The organism is Streptomyces pyxinae, from assembly GCF_024756275.1.
Classification (GTDB): domain Bacteria; phylum Actinomycetota; class Actinomycetes; order Streptomycetales; family Streptomycetaceae; genus Streptomyces; species Streptomyces pyxinae.
In genome coordinates, this window is the sequence record NZ_JANUGQ010000015.1 from 36,137 (window position 1) to 53,968 (window position 17,832).

Sequence of the window (17,832 nt, forward strand, 5' to 3'; positions counted from 1 at the left end):
GCACCGCCGGCACCAGGGCGGCGGTCAGCCGGTGCCGCCCGTCCGGCCGGTGCGGAAGGCGTCCGGGTGCAGGGTCCGGGCGAGCGCCGCCACGGCCAGGTCGTTGCTCGGACCGAGGTAGATCGAGTCGGACAGCACGAGGAAGCGCTTGTTCTTGGCGGCCGGCCACTGGGGGAACTCCTTGAGCAGTTCGCGGGCGTACGCCTCCGGGGCGGGGTCGTTGTAGCTGATCACCACGAGGGCGTCGACCGGCTCGGCGGCGACCTTCTCCTTGCTGAGGTCGGCGAAGGTGGCGGTGGTGGCGCCGGCGAAGGCGTTGCGGCCACCTGCCCGGGCGAGGATGTCGTTCCAGATGCCGTTGGCCGCGACGGAGCTGAAGTCGTTGGCGCCCATGGTCATCCGGGAGAAGACCACCATGACGTTCGGCTTCTTCTCCCCGCTCACCTTCGCCGAGACCGCGGCGATCCGCGCGCGGGAGGCGGCCACCAGCTTCTCGGCGCGGTCCTCCACGCCGAAGATCTTTCCCAGGTCGCGGAGGAGCCGGTAGCTGTCCTCCACGGTCATCCGCGAGGTGTCCTGGTCGCAGCCCTGCGGGGAGACATAACTCTGGGCGCCGGCGGCCGTGAGGTCGTCGCGGGTGGCGAAGCCGTTCCGGGCGTCGAACCCGTAGGAGGTGGTGGAGAGCACCAGATCGGGGCGCAGGCCCAGCATGGTCTCGCGGGGGATGTCGGCGGCTTCGTTGGGCGTGACGTCCCCGGTGGGGAGCCGCTTGAGGGCGGCGGCCCGGCCCGGCACCTCGGAACGCCCGTAGGACTGCTGGTTCACCACCACCCGGTCACCGAGGCCGAGCGCCAGCAGCGCGGACGCCTCCGCGACGGAGGCGCCGTTCATGACGACCACCCGTTCGGGCGGCCGGGTGAACGTGGTGGTGCGCCCGCAGTTCTCCAGGGTGACCGGGTAGCCGGGCGCGTCCGCCGCCGCCTTGGCCACCGGGGCCGGTGGGCCCCCGCAGGCCGTGGCGGCGAGGCAGAGCGCTCCGGCCAGCGCCATGGCGGCGGACCGTGTTCCCGGCCTCCTCGGTTTCCTCGGCTTTCTCGGTGGTCCCGGTTTTCTCGGTGTTCCCGGCTGCCTCCGCGCTTGCGGCGTGCTCGGCGTTCTTCCCGGCGTCCTCGGCACATGCGCTCCTCGGGGGTGGGGGACTCCGTTCCAGTAGTCGGCGCGGAGTCCCGCCGGGTTCCCGGAGGGTCGCCAGTGGTACGGACCTGCCGCCCGCCGGAGTGGCCGCCGCCCGGGTGACGCGGGTGGGCGGGGGCCGGCCGGGTGGCGCGGGGGACCGGCCGGGGCGACGGGGGCCGGCCGGGTGACGCGGGTCGGTCAGCCCTCCCGTCCGCCGGGGGGCGGCAGCATCCCGGTGCGCACGCCGTGGTCGAGGTAGCGGAAGACCAGGGCCCGGTCGATCACCGGGCAGCCGATGCCGGTGCCGTCGAGCCCGCGCCGCACATGATCCGCGCGCACCCGGCCGAGTCCCAGCTCCGGGCCGTCCCCGCCGTCGTGCCGCCCGCTCTCCTCCGCGCCCGCCAGGGAGTCGAAGAAGGCCCCGGTCGTGACCGCCACCGCCGCCGTCTCTCCCGGGGAGCGCGGCAGTTCGGCCCGCCACTGGGCCGTCGGCACGCGTTTGACGGCGTAGCCGTACGCGGCCACCCAGTCGTAGAGGTCGTCGAGCCGCACCGGCTCCACCGGGGCGTGGTTGAACACGGTGCCCGGGGCGCCGGAGAGGGAGAGCCGGACGACGGCCCGGGCCACATAGTCCACCGGCGTCCAGACCTCGGCCTCGAACAGCTCGGGCAGCAGCCCGGCCGGGAGACCAGCGGCCAGCACGCTCCACAGGAAGTCCCGGGGGTTGACGAGACCGGTCGCCGGGGCGCCCACCACCCGGCCCAGCCGGTGCACCGTGACCGGGAGGCCCCGCTCGGCGGCCTGCTCGACCAGCCGCTCGGAGGCCCACTTGGACTGCTGGTAGCCGCGCAGCAGCCCGGGGTGCGGCGGGAAGAACGCCTCGGGCACCTCGGGGCTCAGGCTCCGGGGCGGGGCGACCGAGAGGGTCGAGACCAGATGGAGCGGCACCGCGCGGGCGGCGGCCAGCCGCAGCAGCCGGTGGGTGGCCCCGGTGTTGACGGCGCGCAGGCTGGTGTACTCGCGCAGGACGCTGACGGTCGCGGCGTTGTGGAAGACGGCGTCGCAGCGGTCGGCCAGCTCGGTGAGCCGGGCGGCGCCGAGCCCGAGGTCCGGGCGGGCCAGGTCGGCCGGGAGGGCGGTGATCCGCTCCGCTCCGGCCGGCCGGGGCAGCCCCTGGGCGGCGAGGGCGCCGAGGATCCGCTCGGTGGCCCCGGCCGGGTCGGCGGCCCGGACCGGGCAGATGATCTCGGCGTCGGTGACCCGGAGGAGTTCGGCCAGCAGATGGGGGCCGACGAAGCCGGTGGCACCGGTGAGCAGCACCGTGCGCGGCGCCCCGGGTGCGCGGGCCCCGGCTCGGCGGGCCGGCACCGCCGGGCGGATGGCGCCCGCCAGCACGGCGTCGGCCGACAGGGCCGGCGGGAGGCCGGGTACGGCGCCCCCGGTGTCCCCGGTGTCCCTGGCGTCCCTGGCGTCCCCGGCAGCGGCGGCCATGTCCGGCGGACCGGCCGGAGCGGCGTCGGCGCGTACCGCGTCGGCCGGCGCGGCTCCGGCGGGTACCGGAACGGCCGGGTCCGGACCGGTGGCGGCGGTGTCCGCCGCCGCACCCGCGTCCGTGCCCGGCTCCCCCGGGGCGGCCGGGGGCGGTGCCAGCCGGCGGGCGAGTCCGGCCACGGTCGGGTGCTCGAAGAGCCAGCCGACCCGCACCTCCCGGGCCAGTTCGACACCGAGCCGGTTGGCCACCTGGATCGCCTGGAGCGACTGCGCGCCGAGGTCGAAGAAGTCGTCGTCGCGGTTCAGCCGCTCGATGCCCAGCACCTGGGCCCAGAGTCGGCCGATGGTCCGCTCCAGCGGGTCACCGGCCCCGTCCGGGGCAGCGGCCCGTTCCAGCGGGTCCGGAACGGAGGCCCGTTCCAGCGGGTCACCGGCCGCCACCGTGACGGGTGCTGACCCCGTCACCGGGCCGACGGCCTCTTCCGGACCGCGTGGTGCCCCCGTCGCCGGGTCAACGACCGTTGCCGGGTCGGCTGTCCGCCCACCGGTGACGGCCGCCAGGGCCTTCCGGTCGATCTTGCCGGTGCTGGTACGGGGCAGCCGGTCGGTGAACTCGACGGCCGAAGGGACCATCGCGGCCGGAAGCAACTCTCGCAGTCGGGAGCGGAGTTCGGCGGCGGCGGGCTGCGGACCGGCGGCCACGACATGGGCCGCGAGGCGCCGGGTGCCGTCCGGCAGCACCTGCCCCACCACGGCGGCCTCCCGCACCCGGGCGTCGGTGAGCAGGGCGGCCTCCACCTCGGCCGGGTGGACCCGATGGCCACTGATCTTGAACTCGTCGTCCGCCCGGCCCAGGAACCGCAACTGGCCGTCATCACCCACCCGTACCCGGTCCCCGGTGCGGAAGGCCCGGGGCGCGCCCGGGAGTTGGGCGAGCGGGGCGAACCGGGCGTCGTCCGGGGCCGCCGCGCCCCGGTAGCCCCGGGCCAGCGCGGCCCCGGTCAGATACAGCTCGCCGTCGGCCACCACGGCCCGCATGCCGGGCAGCGGGTGGCCGATGGGCACATCGCCGGGATCGGCGGCCGGGTCGTGGAGGTCCGCGACGGTGGCGACCACGGTGGCCTCGGTCGGGCCGTACGTATTGAGCAGCCGCACCGAGGGGTCGACCGCCGCCCGCCAGCGGTCGACCCGCTCCGGCAGGGCGGCCTCGCCGCCGATGACGACGGTGCGCACCCCGGCCGGCAACCGGGCAATGCCGGTGGAGACGGCGTGTGCCACCTCGTGCCAGTAGGCGGTCGGCAGGTCGAGCACGCTGATCCGCAGCCGGTCGCAGGCGTCCAGGAAGGCCGGCACCGAATCGGTCATCGCGGGGTCGCGGACGACGAGGGTGGCGCCGGTGGCGAGGGTGAGGAACAGCTCCTCCACGCTGGTGTCGAAGTGCGGCGGCGCGAACTGGAGCACCCGGTCGGCGGGGCGCAGCCCATAGCGGGGCCTCGCCCCGGCGACGAAGGCGGCCAGCGCGCCATGGCTGATCTCCACGCCCTTGGGGGTGCCGGTGGTGCCCGAGGTGTGGATGACGTACGCCAGGTCGTCCGGCCCCGGCTCCGGCGGCCACCGGTCCGCCGGCCCGGGTTCCGGGGCCCCCGGCTCCGGGGCGCCTGGTGTCAGCACCGGGAGACCGGGGAACCGGGCGGCGCGGTCGCCGGTGGTGAGAACGGCGGCCGGCCGGGCGCTCGCCAGCAGCGCCTCGGTCCGGGAGGCGGGGGCGTCCGGGTCGAGCGGGCAGTAGGCGGCGCCGGACAGCAGGACGCCGAGGACAGCGACGACGGTCCCGGTGCCGCGCGGCAGCACCACCGCGACCAGGTCCCCGGGGCCGACACCCCGGGCGGCGAGCCGGGCCGCGAGGCGCCGGGCGGCGGCGTACAGCCCGGCGTAGTCGAGGCTCCGGCCGGCCTCCTCGACCGCCACGGCCGCGCCGCGCCGCGCCGCGTGGTCGGTGAGCGGGCGGACCACCGGCACGGCGGGTCCGGGGAGCGGCCCGCCGTCGAGCACGAGGGGCTGTGGCCCTCCGCCGCCGGGCGTGGCGGGGGACGGCCGCCGGGTGAGCGGCCGGTCCGGGGCGGCGACGGCCTCCCGCAGCAGGTCCAGCAGCCCCCGCTGGTGCCCGGCGAGGGCGACCTCGTCGTAGAGCCCGGGGTGGGCGTCGACGGCGATCCGCAGTCCGGCGCCCTCGGCGCGGTCGTACACATTGACCGAGAGATCGTCGACCGGCCCGGCCGAGAGGTTGTGCACGGTGCTGGGCAGCCCGGCGAACCGCAGGTCGTACTCGAACGGCATGATGTTGACGCCCGGCCCGGACAGCCGCCGGCCGCCGCCCACCAGCTTGAGATCGCGGCGCAGTTGTTCGTACCGGTAGCGCTGGTGCGGCAGGCAGGCCCGGAGTTCGGCGGCGGCCCGGGCGGCCAGCTCGCGCGGGCTGTCCCGCCCGCCGCCCGGTATCCGCAGCGGCAGGACATTGCGCACCATGCACGGGACGCGCAGCGACACCGAGCCGAGCCGGCCCATGACCGGCAGCCCGAGCACCGCCTCGGGGGCGCCGGTCACCCGGTGGAGGTAGCCGGCGGTGATGCCCAGCAGCAGGTCGGACCAGGTCACCGAGAGCTCACGGGCGGCGGCGCGCAGGGCGGCGGTCTCCTCGGCGCCCAGGTCGGTGATCCGGCGCAGGAAGCTCCGCGCGGGCAGCGCCGACCGGCCGGCGAACCCGGTGACGGCGGGCCGGTCGGCGAACCGCCGGGTCCAGTACGCCCGGTCCTCGGCGTACCGGGCCGAGGCGCGGTAGGCGGCCTCCTCGTGGCGCACCGACTCCAGGGTGCCGAAGCCGCTCTCGCCGGGGGGCTCACCGGCCAGCAGGGCGGTGTAGACGTGCGCCACCCGGCGGGCGACCAGCGCGAGGCCGAAGCCGTCGAGCGCGATGTGGTGCACCCGGTGGTACCAGAGGTACTCGGCGGGGCCGGTGCGGAGCAGGGCGTGGCCGAAGAGCGGGCCGCGCGCCAGATCGGTGGGGCGTGCCAGGTCGTCCGCCATCCAGGCCAGGGCCGCGCCGTGCGGGTCGGCGGCGGCGGTGAGGTCGGCGTGGTGCGGCGCCCAGTCGGGGACGGGGACGGCGAGCTCCCGGGGCCGGCCCCCGGCGTCGACCGGGAAGCGGACCTGGACCGCCGCCACCTCGGCCACGGTGTGGCGCAGCGCCCGTTCGAAGGCGGCCGGGTCCACCGCGCCCGCGATCCGGACGTACTCGGCCGTGTTGTAGGCGGGGCTGTCCGGGTCTAGCTGCTGGCCGGTCCAGATGCCCTCCTGGGCGGCGAGCAGGGGCCGGAGCCCGTCGCCGGGGTCAGGCGCCGGCACGGGGCGCTCCCGCCAGGCGCTCGGCCAGCAGCTGCCACCACTGGGCGAAGGAGGTGCGTTCGGCGAGTTCCACGAAGCTCACCTCGGCGCCGGCGTCCCGCCAGCGTTCGGCGAGGGCGGCGATGCGCAGCGAGTCGAGGCCCGCGTACAGGGGATTCTCGTCGAGGTCGACGTCGTCCGGGCGCTGGTGCAGCACCTCCGCCAGGTCGGCGCGGAAGGCCGCCTGGGTCAGGGGCTCGGGCATGGTGCTCCCTCTCGGTGGTGGCGGTGGTCGCCGGGCGGCGGGTGGAGGCCGGGGCGGTCGGTGACATCGGCAGGGCCGGGACGGTCGGTGACGGCGGCGGTCGGTGGGTGTGGAGGCCGGGGCTCTCGGCGGCGGGAGTGGCCCGCCGGGCGGCTGCGGACCCGGGGCCGGGGCCGAAGGGCACGGGGGCCGGAACCGGGGATCGGGGCGGTCGGCGGGTGTGGGGGCCGGGACGGTCGGCGGCGGTCGGCGGGTGGCAGCTCTCGGCGGCCGGTGGTCGCCGGGCGGAGTCGGCCCGGGGGCCGGGGCTCAGGGCCCGGAACCGGGGATCGGCGCACAGGGGCCGGGAGCCCAGGGCCCAGGGCCGGAGGCCGGTGAACAGGAGCCCGGGGCCGGTCAGTTCACCTTGCGTTCGGTGTCGGTCCAGAAGCGGTCGCGGAGTTCGCGGCGGAGGATCTTGCCGCTCGGATTGCGTGGCACGCGGTCGATGAACTCGTAGCGGGCGGGCAGTTTGAAGGCGGCGATCCGCTCGGCGAGGAAGCGGTGCAGCTCTCCCGGGGCGGGCCGCCGGCCGGGCGCCGGGACGACGAAGGCGCGGACCTGCTCGCCCCAGCGTTCGTCGGGGGCGCCCACGACCACCGCGTCGGCCACCCCGGGATGCCGTTCCAGCACGTTCTCGATCTCGGCGGGGTAGACGTTCTCCCCCGCGACGAGGATCACGTCCTTGATGCGGTCGCGGATGAAGACATAGCCGTCCTCGTCCAGATAGCCGGCGTCCCCGGTGTGGATCCAGCCGTCCCGCAGGGTCTCGGCGGTGCGCTCGGGCAGCCCCCAGTACTCCACCATGTGCGCCGGGGTGGCGAGGCAGATCTCCCCCGGTGTGCCGGGCGGGAGTTCGCGGCCCTCCTCGTCGACGACCTTGCAGCGCACCCCCGGGTAAGGGCGGCCCGCGGCCTTCATCCGGGGGTGGCCGGGGACATGGTCGGCGGGCGGCAGGCAGACGGCGGTGTTACCGGTCTCGGTGAGGCCGTAGATCTGCGCGAACTCGCCGCCGAACAGGGCGAGGCTCTCCTCCAGCAGCGCTTCGGAGATCGGTGAGCCGCCATAGACGATCTTCCGGAGGGTGGCGAAGTCGTCCCGTGACACCCCGGGTTCACGCACCATCATGCGGAGCATCGCGGGCACGACACAGGCCGTGGTCACACCCTGGTCGCGGATGAGGTCGATCGCGCCCCGGGGGGTGAAGGCGCGCATCGCGACCACGGTCACCCCGGCATTGAGGTTCTGGGTCGCCCACCACAGGCCGCCGATGTGGAAGCCGGGGATGCCGATGAGCGCCACGTCCCCCGGCCGCCAGTCGATCCAGTCGAGACCGGCACCGGTCAGCGCGTCGCGGATGGCGAAGAAGCTGCGGTGGGCGAGCACCACCCCCTTGGGCAGTCCGGTGGTGCCGCTGGTGTAGAGCTGGGCGACCGGGGTGCCGGGGCCGGCGGCGGACGGCGGTTCGGTGCCGGGGTGCCGCGCCTTCCAGGCGGGGTAGTCCCCGGTGGCGCCGAGCCGTACCACCGTCTTGGGCGGCGCGCCCGGCAGCCGGTCGAGGACGCCGGCGAACTCCTCCTCCAGAAACAGCACTTCGCTGCCGGAGTCCTGGAGGATGTGGCCGACCTCGTCCGGGGTCAGCCGCCAGTTGACGGGCACCAGCACGGTCTCGCTCTTGGCGCAGCCGAAGAGGATCTCGTAGTAGTGCTCGGACTCCTTGCCCAGATACGCGACCCGGGCGCCGGGCGCCGCTCCGGCGGCCCGCAGCGCGTGGGCGACGCGGTTGCCGCCGGTGTGCAGCTCCGCGTAGGTCAGGGTGCGCCCCTCGCAGAGCACGGCGGCGGTGTCCGGGCGGTGCGCCGCGTGGTGCCGCGCGGTGTCGACCAGCGTGGCCGGTCCGGAGTGGTGGGCCGGTGCGGAATGGTGGGGCGACCCGGGGTGGTGGGGTGGTCCGGGTCGGTGGGGCGGTGCGCCGGCTGCCGCCGGGCGGGCCGGTTCGGCCATGTGCGGTCCTGCCTCTCGGTCGGCCGGGGGCGTACCACCGCGGGAGGGTGCGGCGGTACGCCCCCGGGGCTGCGGTCCCCGGCTCATGGGGCGTCGCGGAAGGCGAGCTTGACCGTGCCGTCGCAGCGGCCGCCCGTGTCGTCCCAGTACCGGTAGGAGGTGTCGGCGAGGAGCAGTGACTCCCCACCGGGCGAGCGCCGTTCCACGGAGAGGAACTCGATCTCCCCGTGGAAGGCACGGGCGTTGATGGGCCGGCGGAAGTTGCCGCTGAAGCGGGCGATGAGGATGTCGGGGAGCTGGTGGCGCCAGTAGTCGTCCAGCGTCCAGCCGTCGAACGCGGGCAGCAGCTCCTCCTTCACCGCCTTGGCGACGGTGTAATACATCATCTGGTTGTAACTGATGTTGACCTCGACGGCGTTGAGGTGTCCGGTGTCGTCGATGTAGCAGGACTCCGGGATGGCCAGGTCGCAGCGGGCCGTCACCCGGCCGGCCGCCGTGCCGACCGAGGCGGACAGCAGATATTTGCAGTGGGCCTTGTAGGGCCGCAGCACTTGGGGCAGCAGTTCCTCGTCGGTGTCCCAGCTCCGTCGCGCCGGGGAGCGTCTCCCGGTCACCGGCGCGGTCATGCCGCGGGCTCGTCGTACAGCTTGTGCGCGTCGTGCACGGTCACCCGGAAGGACACGGTCGGCTCCGGGGTGGTGGTGTGCCGGGCGCGGTGGATGAGGCTGCGGTTGTCCCAGACGAGCAGGTCTCCCCGCTCGAAGGTCTGGAGATGGATGTTGGGGTGGGCGAAGGTGTCGTCGAGCTGGCCGGTCGCCTCGAAGACACGGTGCAGCAGATCGGTCTCCAGCGGTTCGCCGTGCTCGTCGGCGATGCGGAGGGTGAAGCCCTCGCTGAGGTAGAGGACCGTCTCACCGGTCATCGGATGGACGAAGGTGGTGGGCTTCAGCACGGGCGGGGTCTTGGTGTCGACCTCCGTGATGACCTCGGAGAGCGGCCGGTAGACGTCCGACGGGCGGATCTTGAAGTACTTGCGCACCGAGTGCTCGCAGAAGGTGCCGGACACCTCCTTCTTCAGGTCACCGGGCAGCCGTTCGTACGCCTTCCCCATGTCGATGAAGTAGGTTCCCCGGTTCTTCTCGGGCACGACCTGCGGGTAGATGAGGGTGATGCCGAAGGGGTCCGGCATGAACTGGTAGTCGGCGTGCCAGAACTTACCGGTCTTCGGTACGCCTATCTGTTTCCCGTTCTCCGGCACATTGGAGGAGACGAACACCTCCGGGACCTCGGGGTGCTGGTACATCGGCTCGTAGTAGGTCTCCGGACGGCCGAACCGCCCGCCCAGCTCCAGAAACTGGCGTGGGCTCAGCTCCTGGTCCTTCAGTACGGCGATCTTGTGGTCGTAGACCGCCGAGAGGACGGCGTCGATCTCCTCCGCCGTGGCGGTGGTGTGGTCGAACCCGTGGACCGAGGCGCCGATCGCTCGGTCGTCATGAACCGTGATGTCCATCGTTCCCGCTCTCTTCGATACTGCTCTCTACTGGTCTTCACTGGTCTCCGCCGGTGTCGCCGGTCTCAGCCGGTCCCGCCGGCCTCCACTGATCCCGCCGGTCTCGCCGGTCTTCGCGGAGCACTACTGGCCGAGCCTCGTCTCGATGAGGGTGCTGGTCGCGCCGAGGGTGAGGTCTTCGCTCAGTTCGTCGTCGGTGATGTGGACCCCGAGGTCGCGCTCGATGCGCATGCCGATCTCGACCATCGTCAGCGAGTCGACGTCGAGCTGGGCGAAGGTGATGTCCGGACTGATCCGGTGGGTCGGGGCGTCGTGCACGGTCGTGACGATCTCGACCAGCCGGTCGTAGGTGGTGGCGCTCATGGTGCCGGGGTTCCTCCTCCGTCGTGCGGGTGGATGGTCGGCCCGAGGGCGGGCCAGGTCAGCAGGCAGGAGCCCCAGGTGAGTCCGCCGCCGAAGGCGGTGAGCAGCACCCGTTCACCCGGCCGGAGCCCGTCCCGGGCGGCCGCGTCGGCCAGGGCGAGCGGCACGGACGCGGCGCCGGTGTTGCCCACCGTGGCGACATTGCTCACCAGCCGGTCCGGGGGCAGTTCCAGTTCCTGGGCCACCGAGCGCAGGATCCGCGCATTGGCCTGGTGCGGGACGAGCCGGTCGATGTCGTCGGTCTTGAGGCCGGCCAGGGCGAGCGAGGCCCGCGCCGACGCGGTCATCCGGGTCACCGCGTGGCGGTAGACCTCCTTGCCGCGCATGGCGAAGTAGCCGTCCGGCCGTTCCGCCGGGCCCGGGGCCGGGCGCCGGCGCGAGCCGCCGGCCGCCACCATGATCAGTTCCTCGCCGGCGCCGTCGCTGCCCAGGTCGAAGTGGCCGACGGCGCCGGGCTCGGTGGGGCTTCCGGCACGCAGGACCACGGCGCCGGCCCCGTCGCCGAAGATGATCGCGTTGGCCCGGTCCTCCGGGTCGACGATCGTGGAGTAGGTGTCCGCCCCGATCAGCAGCACCCGCTCGGCCACTCCGGCGGCGATCAGCCCGGCGGCCGACGCCAGCCCGTAGACGAAACCGGTGCAGACGGCGCCGACGTCGAAGGCGCACGCACCGGCCAGTCCCAGCCGGTCGGCGACGAGCGGCGCGGTGGCGGGGCAGGAACGGTCGGGTGTGGTGGTGGCGACCACCACCGCGTCCGCCTCCGGCGCTCCCGCCGAGCGCAGCGCCCGGCGCCCCGCCGCCACGGCCAGGTCCGAGGTGGCCTCGCCGGGCCCGGCGGCGTACCGCTGGGTGATGCCGGTACGGGTGCGGATCCAGGCGTCACTGGTGTCGAGCCGGCGGGACAGTTCCTCATTGGTCACCACCCGGGACGGCAGCCAGCCGCCCAGACCGCAGAGGACGGCGGCCCGGGCCGGGGGCACGGCGGGCGGCGCGGTGGCGGTGGTGGGTGTCGGTGCGGGTGAGCTGAACACGAGGGCTCCTCGGTGCTCCCGGGGTGCGGCTGGGGTGGGGTGGGGATGCGGGCGGACGGTCGGGGGTGGCTCCGGAGGTACGGGAGTGGGGGCGTTCGGGGCGGGATCCGGAGGTACGGGAGTGGGCGGGGCCGGCCGGCCGGGTGGAGTGCCCACGGTGTACGGGGAGGAGGCCGGCCGGACCGTGGTCAGCGGGCGGCGCGGTGGCGCAGGGGCAGCAGCGCACACGCCCCGGCGGCGATGCCGGCCGCGATGATCCAGACGGCGTCCCGGACGGCTCCGGCGGGGGTCGCGGTGGCGGCGCCGTGATCACCGGCGCCGACGACCACGATCAGGACCGCCAGGCCCACCGCACCGCCGACCTGCAGCGCGGTGGAGGCGAGCCCCGACGCGACCCCCTGGTCCCGGGCCGGGATGCCCGAGGCCGCGGCTATCCACAGCGCGGTCCAGGTGGCGCCCTGGCCCAGGCTCAGCAGCACCAGCCCGGGCAGCAGCCGGAGATACGGGCCTTCGCCACCCAGCCCGGCGGCGAGCAGGACGGCACCGGCCGCTCCCACGGCCAGGGCGCCGGGCAGGACGGGCCGTACGCCGAAGGCGGAGACGGCCCGCTCACCGGCCTTGGTGCCGACGGCCACCACGACGGCCGGCACCAGGAAGGCGGCGCCGGTGGCCAGCGCGCCGTAGCCACGCACCGTCTGGAAGTACAGGGTCAGGAAGTACGGCAGCGCGCTGAAGGTGGCGCTGAACAGGGCGGCCAGCGCCATGGCGCCCAGCAACCCGCGCCGGCCGTAGAGGTGACCGGGGGTCAGCGGGGCCCGGGCGCGCCTCTCGGCCAGGGCGAACAGGGCCAGTGACAGCACCGAGAGAACGGCGCAGCCCAGGATTCCGGGACTGCCCCAGCCGGCCTCGGGGGCGTGGATGAGGACGAAGACCAGCAGGGTGATGCCCACGGTGGCGGTCAGGGCGCCCGGCAGGTCGAAGTCCCGTCGGCCGGGCGGCGGTCGGTCGGCGGGGAAGAGAAGCGCCCCGGCCAGCGCCGTCCCGCCGGCCAGTGGGACGTTCACATAGAACACCGCCGGCCAGCCGAACGCCTCCACCAGCACCCCGCCCAGCAGGGAGCCGAAGCAGAGTCCGCCGGCTCCGGCGGCGCCCCAGACGGCCAGCGCCCGGTTCCGGTCGGGGCCCTCCTCGTACAGGGTGTTGATCAGTGAGAGCGCCGCCGGGAACAGCAGGGCTCCGCCGATCCCCTGCACGGCGCGTACGGCGATGAGCAGGCCCGGGGAGCCGGACGCCCCGCCCACCAGCGACGAGACCGCGTACAGCAGGGCGGCGATCACGAAGATCCGGCGGCGGCCCAGCAGATCGGTGGCCCGTCCGCCGAGGAGCAGCAGCCCTCCGGTCGCCACCACATAGGCGCTGACCACCCACTGGAGGTCCTGGCCCGAGAAGCCGAGCCCGCTGCCGATGCCGGGCAGGGCCACATAGACGATGCTGTAGTCGAGTGAGATGACCAGTTGCGCGGTGGCCAGGACGAGCAGCGGCGGCCCGAGCCGCCGGCGAGCTGGCGTGGACGTCGTTTCAACAGCAGGCATGGCGCAACTGATCCCCCTAGGAATCCACTCCGTGCGGCGGAGTGGATCTTTCACCGCGGACGCGCTGCCGTACCGGGTGCGGCATACCGGAAAAGTGATCGGCGACTGCCGGAATCAGACGTTTCCACGCCGGGCCGCCATCCGTTCGAAGCGCGAAGCACTCCGGATCGTGGCTCACTTGCTGCGCCGCCACAAGCGCTCGGCAACCAATTTCGGCCGGACTCCCGGAACGGAACCCCGGACCGGCCCGAAAAGCCCTGGGTAAGCCCCGGAAATCGATCGGAGAGGAGGCCGTGGGGCGGTCGGCGGCCACCATCGGTGGGGCAAAGGTCCAGGCCATTGCCCCACCCCGGTGAGGCCATCGCCGGACGGAAGGATCCCAGTTCCCCGGGGAAGGCCGCCGGAAAGGCGTTACGGAAAGACCCGGGGGCCGTCTTTTCTTCCGGGCACCGGACCCTCTCGGCGTCGGCTCGGGAATGGCCGATTAGTTTCTGTTTCGCGGTCGGATGACGCCGCACCGGCCGGCGTTCCGACACACTTGGAACACCCTCTTCCGCCCCGAAAATCCTGCTCTTTCGGGGCCACGGGGGCCATATTCATGATGTCGGACGGCGGGCCGTTCTGGTTCCCGGCCGTCCTGGATTTTCTTGTCACAGTTTCCCGGACTGTTTCCCGGATTTTTTCCCGAGGACACCGCCTACCGTAAGTGTGCGCCGGGCGTACGGCTCGGTTCACGGAGGAGTTCCCATGCCGTCACCCGGAACACCGCAGCGTGTTCTCCCCCTTCCCCCGGCGCTGCTCGGCTTCGCCGTCCTGCTGCTCGCGCTGACCGCCCTCTCGTTCGCCGCCGGCCGGCTGGCCGGGCCGGTGGCCCCCGGAATGCACCGGACCGTGCCCGCCTCCGGGGACACCGCGCCACGACCGGGGATGCCGGGAATGGCAGGCATGGGTGGCGGAGGAACCGGCGGGGCGGAGACGGGCCGGTGACCCGCGCGGAATCACACCCGCCCGCCGGACCGCCGACGACCGAACCGCCGGACGCCGGGGCCCTGACCGCCGGCGCGCTGACCACCGATCTGCTGATCGGGGGCATGACCTGCGGTGCCTGCGTGGGCCGGGTGGAGAAGAAGCTCGGCCGGGTCGAGGGGGTGGCGGCGACCGTCAATCTGGCCACCGGTCGGGCCCGGGTCTCCCACCCCGCCTCGGTCTCCGCCGAGGAGCTGATCTCCGTGGTGGAGCGGGCCGGTTACACCGCCGCGCTGCCTCCGGTGCCCGCGAGCCGGCCGGCCGGGGGCGGAGCCGGACAAGGGGCCGAGCAGGGGCCTGGGCACGAGTCCGGGCACGGGGCCGGCGACCCGTCCGGCGACGGGGCGGAGACTGCCTCCGGCGCGGACGAGCGCCGCCGGCTGCTGATCACCGCCGCGCTCTCGCTGCCGGTGCTGCTGCTCTCCATGGTCCCGGCCCTCCAGTTCACCCACTGGCAGTGGCTCGCCCTCAACCTCGCCGGGCCGGTCGTCGTCTGGAGTGCCCGGCCCTTCCACCAGCGGGCCTGGCGCGGCCTCCGGCATGCCACGGCGACCATGGACACCCTGGTCTCCCTCGGCGTGCTGGCCTCCTTCGCCTGGTCCGTCTACGCGCTGTTCCTCGGCGGCGCCGGGCTGCCGGGCATGCGGATGCCGTTCAGTCCGCTCCCCGGGGCGGACGTGGGCGGCGCCCAGCTGTATCTGGAGGCGGCCGTGAGCGTGCCGCTGTTCGTGCTCGCCGGCCGTTACCTGGAGGCACGCGCCAGGCGCGGCACCGGCTCGGCCCTGCGGGCGCTCGCCGAACTGGGCGCCAGGGACGTGGAGGTGCGCGAGGACGGCCGCCACCGCCGGATCCCGGTGGCGGAACTGCGGGTGGGCCAGGAGTTCGTGGTCCGGCCGGGCGAGCGGGTGGCCACCGACGGAACGGTGGTCGAAGGTGGTTCCGCCCTGGACCTGTCGCTGGTGACCGGCGAGAGCGCGCCGGTGGAGGTGGGCCCGGGGTCCGCCGTGGTGGGCGCGGCCGTCAACGCGGGCGGGTTCCTGGTGGTCCGGGCCACGGCGGTCGGGGCCGACACCCAACTGGCCCGTATCACCCGGCTGGTGAACGACGCCCAGGCCGGCAAGGCCCGCGTCCAGCGGCTCGCCGACGCCGTGGCGGCCGTCTTCGTGCCCGCGATCGTGGCGGTGGCCTGCGCGGTCCTCGGGTTCTGGCTCGGCGCCGGGGCGGACGGCGGCGCCGCCGTGACCGCGGCGGTCGCGGTGCTCGTCGTCGCCTGCCCCTGCGCGCTCGGCCTGGCCACTCCGACCGCCTTCCTGGCCGCCACCGGACGGGGCGCCCAGCTCGGGGTGCTCGTCCGGGGGCCGGAGGCGCTGGAGCGGCTGCGCCGGATCGACACCGTGCTCTTCGACAAGACCGGCACCCTCACCACCGGGCGGATGACGCTCACCGGGACGACGGTGGCCGACGGGGTGGACCCGGCCCTGGTGCTGCGGCTGGCCGGGGCGGTGGAGCACGGCTCGGAGCACCCCATCGGCCGGGCCGTCGCGGCCACCGCCCGGGCGGCCGAGGGCGACGGCCGGCTGCCGGGGGTCACCGGCTTCCGGGCGGTGCCCGGCACGGGCGTGACCGGCCGGGTGGCCGGCCGTCGGGTCACGGTGGGCCGCCACCGCCCGGACGCCCCGCTGCCGGCGGTGCTCCGGCGGGCCCTGGACCGCGCCGGGGCGGCCGCGCGGACCGCCGTGGTGGTCGAGTGGGACGGCCGCCCGGTCGCGGTGCTCGCGGTCGGTGACACGCTCCGGCCGGGAGGCCCCGCCGCCGTACGGGAGCTCCGGGCCCTGGGCATCACACCGGTGCTGGTCACCGGCGACGGCCCGGCCGCCGCCCGGTTCGCCGCCGAGCGGACGGGCATCGAGGAGGTCCGCGCCGGGGTCACCCCGGAGGGCAAGGCGGCCCTGGTGGCGGAGCTGCGGGCGGCGGGACGGCGGGTCGCCGTGATCGGTGACGGGGTCAACGACGCCGCCGCGCTGGCCTCCGCCGACCTGGGCATCGCCATGGGCGGCGGCACCGACGCCGCGATCGGCGCCGCCGACCTGACCCTGGTCCGCGAGGACCTGCGGGCGGTGGTCGCGGCCGTACGGCTCACCCGCGCCACCCTCCGTACCATCCGGGCCAACCTCGTCTGGGCCTTCGGCTACAACCTGGTCACCGTGCCGATGGCCGCCACCGGCTGGCTCAACCCGATGTTCGCGGCCGTGGCGATGTCCGCCAGCTCGCTGCTGGTGGTGGCCAACAGCCTGCGCCTGCGGGCGCACCCGGGGGCCCCGCCCGGGGCCGCCGGCCCGTACGACCCCGCCGGCCCCGGCGAAGGAACCGGGACCGGGACCGGCACTGGGCCCGCGCCCGGTACCGGTACCGAAACCGAGAACAGGGCCGGGACCGAGAGCGGAGCCGGCACCGCCCCGGCTCCGGCGGGGGCCGCGGGCGTACGGCCACTCCCGCTCGCGGACCGGACACGGCCCACGACGGCGGACCGGACACGACCCGTGAAGGAAGTCCGATGAACGGAACGACCCCGGCGGCCGGAACGACCCCGACGCGCGGCGCGGGCGCCCGGCTCCGCCCGGCCGTCCGGGCCCTGCGGCCCGCCCTGGTGCCGCTGGGCGCGTGTCTGGTGACCCTGCTGCTGCTCACCGCCTACACCGCCACCGGGGCGGCCGGTACCGGGCCGGCCCGGATCGCCGTCACCCGGGGCCGGGTCTTCGTCCCGCCCAACTCCGAACGCACCTCGGCCTACTTCGACATCGGCAACACCGGCGCCGGTGCCGACACGCTGGAACTCGTCTCCTCCCCCGCCCTCGGGTCGGTCATGGTCTCCCGGCGGCTGGTGGCGAACGGCGCGGGCCGGATGGTGTCGGCCGGGCCGCTGACCATTCCCGCCGGGGGCGCGGTGCGGATGAGTCCGTACGACGTCAATGTGATGATCACCTATCCACCGGCGCTGGAGCCGGGCGACAAGGTGCCCTTCGACCTGTGGTTCCGCGCCTCCGGGCGGATCAGGGTCGATGCCGTGGTGGTTCCCGCCCGGTGGGGGTGAGCCGGCCCCCGGGCATCCCGGGGTGCCGGTTCGCTCACCCCTCGCCCATCAGGGTGCGGATCTCGGTGATCAGCGCGACCAGCGCCTTCCGCTCGGGCACGGTGGTCTCCGGGTGCCAGAGGTCCACCAGCAGGCAGGTGCGCGGCCGGGTGCCCCGGTTCCAGGCCTCGTGCTCGAAGGAGTAGTCGAACAGCAGGCAGGTGCCCTCCTGCCAGCTCCGGGTCTCCCCCGCCACGGTGATCCCGCAGCCCTCCGGGATGTCGACCGCCAGATGCAGGTTGATGCTGAAGTTCCACAGGTCGCTGTGCGGGGCGATGGTGGCGCCGGGGAGCAGCGTCGAGAAGTGGCACTCCAGCAGCGGGCACAGGACGCCGGTGTCGACCGCGTACTCCTTGAGCACCTGGAACGCCGTCGGCACGGTTTCCGCCGACTCCTCCACCAGAGCGCCCTTGCGGAAGAGGTAGAGGGCCTGCCAGTCGGACTGGCGGGTGAGGTAGTGCTCATAGTCCGAAAAGGCGTTCCGGCGGACCGCCCAGGCGGCCTCCAGCTCCTTCTTGACCGAGGCGTGGTTCGCCTCGAACGCCGCGACCACGGGCGCGAGTTCCGGGTGGCCGTGCGGATCGTGCCAGGGCTGCCGGGAAATGCCGGGCAGGATCCACTTGGCGCCCCGCTGGAGCGGGTGCCGGTCCTGTTTCCCGGCCGCCAGCATCTGTTCGACCCGAACGATCGATTCCGGTCCGTGCTGACTTCTGATCGCGGCGAAGGCGTTCTCTATTTCCGGGGTCATGGGATCTCCAGGATTG

The 17,832-nt window shown here is 74.6% G+C and carries 13 protein-coding genes; 3 read left to right on the forward strand and 10 right to left on the reverse strand.

What is annotated here, in order from left to right; genetic code table 11:
• Positions 1-24: 24 nt before the first annotated feature.
• The 9 genes from NX801_RS18325 to NX801_RS18365 form a co-directional block, all read right to left on the reverse strand.
• Positions 25-1,050, reverse strand: a complete 1,026-nt coding sequence (locus NX801_RS18325) for an ABC transporter substrate-binding protein (protein WP_258788833.1) — start codon at positions 1,048-1,050, stop codon at positions 25-27.
• Positions 1,051-1,374: 324 nt separating this feature from the next.
• A complete protein-coding gene (locus tag NX801_RS18330; RefSeq protein WP_258788834.1) occupies positions 1,375-6,069 on the reverse strand; it encodes a non-ribosomal peptide synthetase in 4,695 nt (1,564 codons plus the stop codon).
• Positions 6,056-6,313: a phosphopantetheine-binding protein gene (locus NX801_RS18335; RefSeq protein WP_258788835.1), complete on the reverse strand. Its 258-nt coding sequence runs from the start codon at positions 6,311-6,313 to the stop codon at positions 6,056-6,058. The genes NX801_RS18330 and NX801_RS18335 overlap by 14 nt, the downstream gene beginning before the upstream one ends.
• Positions 6,314-6,709: 396 nt before the next feature.
• Positions 6,710-8,356, reverse strand: a complete 1,647-nt coding sequence (locus NX801_RS18340) for a long-chain-fatty-acid--CoA ligase (protein WP_258788836.1) — start codon at positions 8,354-8,356, stop codon at positions 6,710-6,712.
• A gap of 83 nt (positions 8,357-8,439) precedes the next feature.
• The gene (gene scoD, locus NX801_RS18345; protein WP_258788837.1) at positions 8,440-8,982 is read right to left on the reverse strand and encodes a (2E)-enoyl-ACP glycyltransferase; all 543 of its coding nucleotides are present in this window, start codon (positions 8,980-8,982) and stop codon (positions 8,440-8,442) included.
• Entirely contained in the window at positions 8,979-9,866 is an 888-nt protein-coding gene (gene scoE / locus NX801_RS18350) for a (3R)-3-[(carboxymethyl)amino]fatty acid oxygenase/decarboxylase (protein WP_258788838.1), read from the reverse strand. The genes scoD and scoE overlap by 4 nt, the downstream gene beginning before the upstream one ends.
• A 123-nt stretch (positions 9,867-9,989) precedes the next feature.
• Positions 9,990-10,229 carry an acyl carrier protein gene (locus NX801_RS18355; protein ID WP_258788839.1) on the reverse strand — a complete coding sequence of 80 codons (240 nt, stop codon included), beginning with the start codon at positions 10,227-10,229 and terminating at the stop codon, positions 9,990-9,992.
• Positions 10,226-11,320: a beta-ketoacyl-ACP synthase III gene (locus tag NX801_RS18360; RefSeq protein WP_428986177.1), complete on the reverse strand. Its 1,095-nt coding sequence runs from the start codon at positions 11,318-11,320 to the stop codon at positions 10,226-10,228. The genes NX801_RS18355 and NX801_RS18360 overlap by 4 nt, the downstream gene beginning before the upstream one ends.
• A gap of 188 nt (positions 11,321-11,508) precedes the next feature.
• On the reverse strand, positions 11,509-12,912 hold the full coding sequence (locus NX801_RS18365; RefSeq protein ID WP_258788840.1) for an MFS transporter: 1,404 nt from the start codon (positions 12,910-12,912) through the stop codon (positions 11,509-11,511).
• A gap of 747 nt (positions 12,913-13,659) precedes the next feature.
• Here NX801_RS18365 and NX801_RS18370 point away from each other — a divergent pair.
• From NX801_RS18370 to NX801_RS18380, 3 genes are all read left to right on the forward strand, one after another.
• Positions 13,660-13,899 (forward strand): hypothetical protein, encoded by a 240-nt coding sequence (locus NX801_RS18370; protein ID WP_258788841.1) that lies wholly within the window; start codon positions 13,660-13,662, stop codon positions 13,897-13,899.
• A 104-nt stretch (positions 13,900-14,003) separates the two neighbouring features.
• A complete protein-coding gene (locus tag NX801_RS18375) occupies positions 14,004-16,496 on the forward strand; it encodes a heavy metal translocating P-type ATPase (protein WP_258788936.1) in 2,493 nt (830 codons plus the stop codon).
• Positions 16,493-17,029 carry a copper chaperone PCu(A)C gene (locus tag NX801_RS18380; RefSeq protein ID WP_258788842.1) on the forward strand — a complete coding sequence of 179 codons (537 nt, stop codon included), beginning with the start codon at positions 16,493-16,495 and terminating at the stop codon, positions 17,027-17,029. Before NX801_RS18375 ends, NX801_RS18380 begins: the two co-directional genes overlap by 4 nt.
• A 34-nt stretch (positions 17,030-17,063) precedes the next feature.
• Here the strand turns inward: NX801_RS18380 and NX801_RS18385 are convergent, their stop codons facing one another.
• On the reverse strand, positions 17,064-17,816 hold the full coding sequence (locus tag NX801_RS18385) for an aspartyl/asparaginyl beta-hydroxylase domain-containing protein (protein ID WP_258788843.1): 753 nt from the start codon (positions 17,814-17,816) through the stop codon (positions 17,064-17,066).
• Between the last annotated feature and the right edge of the window lie 16 nt (positions 17,817-17,832).

Bases quoted from the DNA above. Each gene is read 5' to 3' on its own strand.
- NX801_RS18325 (WP_258788833.1), bottom strand. From the start codon at position 1,050: ATGGCGCTGGCCGGAGCGCTCTGCCTCGCCGCCACGGCCTGCGGGGGC.
- NX801_RS18335 (WP_258788835.1), bottom strand. From the start codon at position 6,313: ATGCCCGAGCCCCTGACCCAGGCGGCCTTCCGCGCCGACCTGGCGGAG.
- NX801_RS18340 (WP_258788836.1), bottom strand. From the start codon at position 8,356: ATGGCCGAACCGGCCCGCCCGGCGGCAGCCGGCGCACCGCCCCACCGA.
- scoD (WP_258788837.1), bottom strand. From the start codon at position 8,982: ATGACCGCGCCGGTGACCGGGAGACGCTCCCCGGCGCGACGGAGCTGG.
- scoE (WP_258788838.1), bottom strand. From the start codon at position 9,866: ATGGACATCACGGTTCATGACGACCGAGCGATCGGCGCCTCGGTCCAC.
- NX801_RS18355 (WP_258788839.1), bottom strand. From the start codon at position 10,229: ATGAGCGCCACCACCTACGACCGGCTGGTCGAGATCGTCACGACCGTG.
- NX801_RS18365 (WP_258788840.1), bottom strand. From the start codon at position 12,912: ATGCCTGCTGTTGAAACGACGTCCACGCCAGCTCGCCGGCGGCTCGGG.
- NX801_RS18370 (WP_258788841.1), top strand. From the start codon at position 13,660: ATGCCGTCACCCGGAACACCGCAGCGTGTTCTCCCCCTTCCCCCGGCG.
- NX801_RS18375 (WP_258788936.1), top strand. From the start codon at position 14,004: ATGACCTGCGGTGCCTGCGTGGGCCGGGTGGAGAAGAAGCTCGGCCGG.
- NX801_RS18380 (WP_258788842.1), top strand. From the start codon at position 16,493: ATGAACGGAACGACCCCGGCGGCCGGAACGACCCCGACGCGCGGCGCG.
- NX801_RS18385 (WP_258788843.1), bottom strand. From the start codon at position 17,816: ATGACCCCGGAAATAGAGAACGCCTTCGCCGCGATCAGAAGTCAGCAC.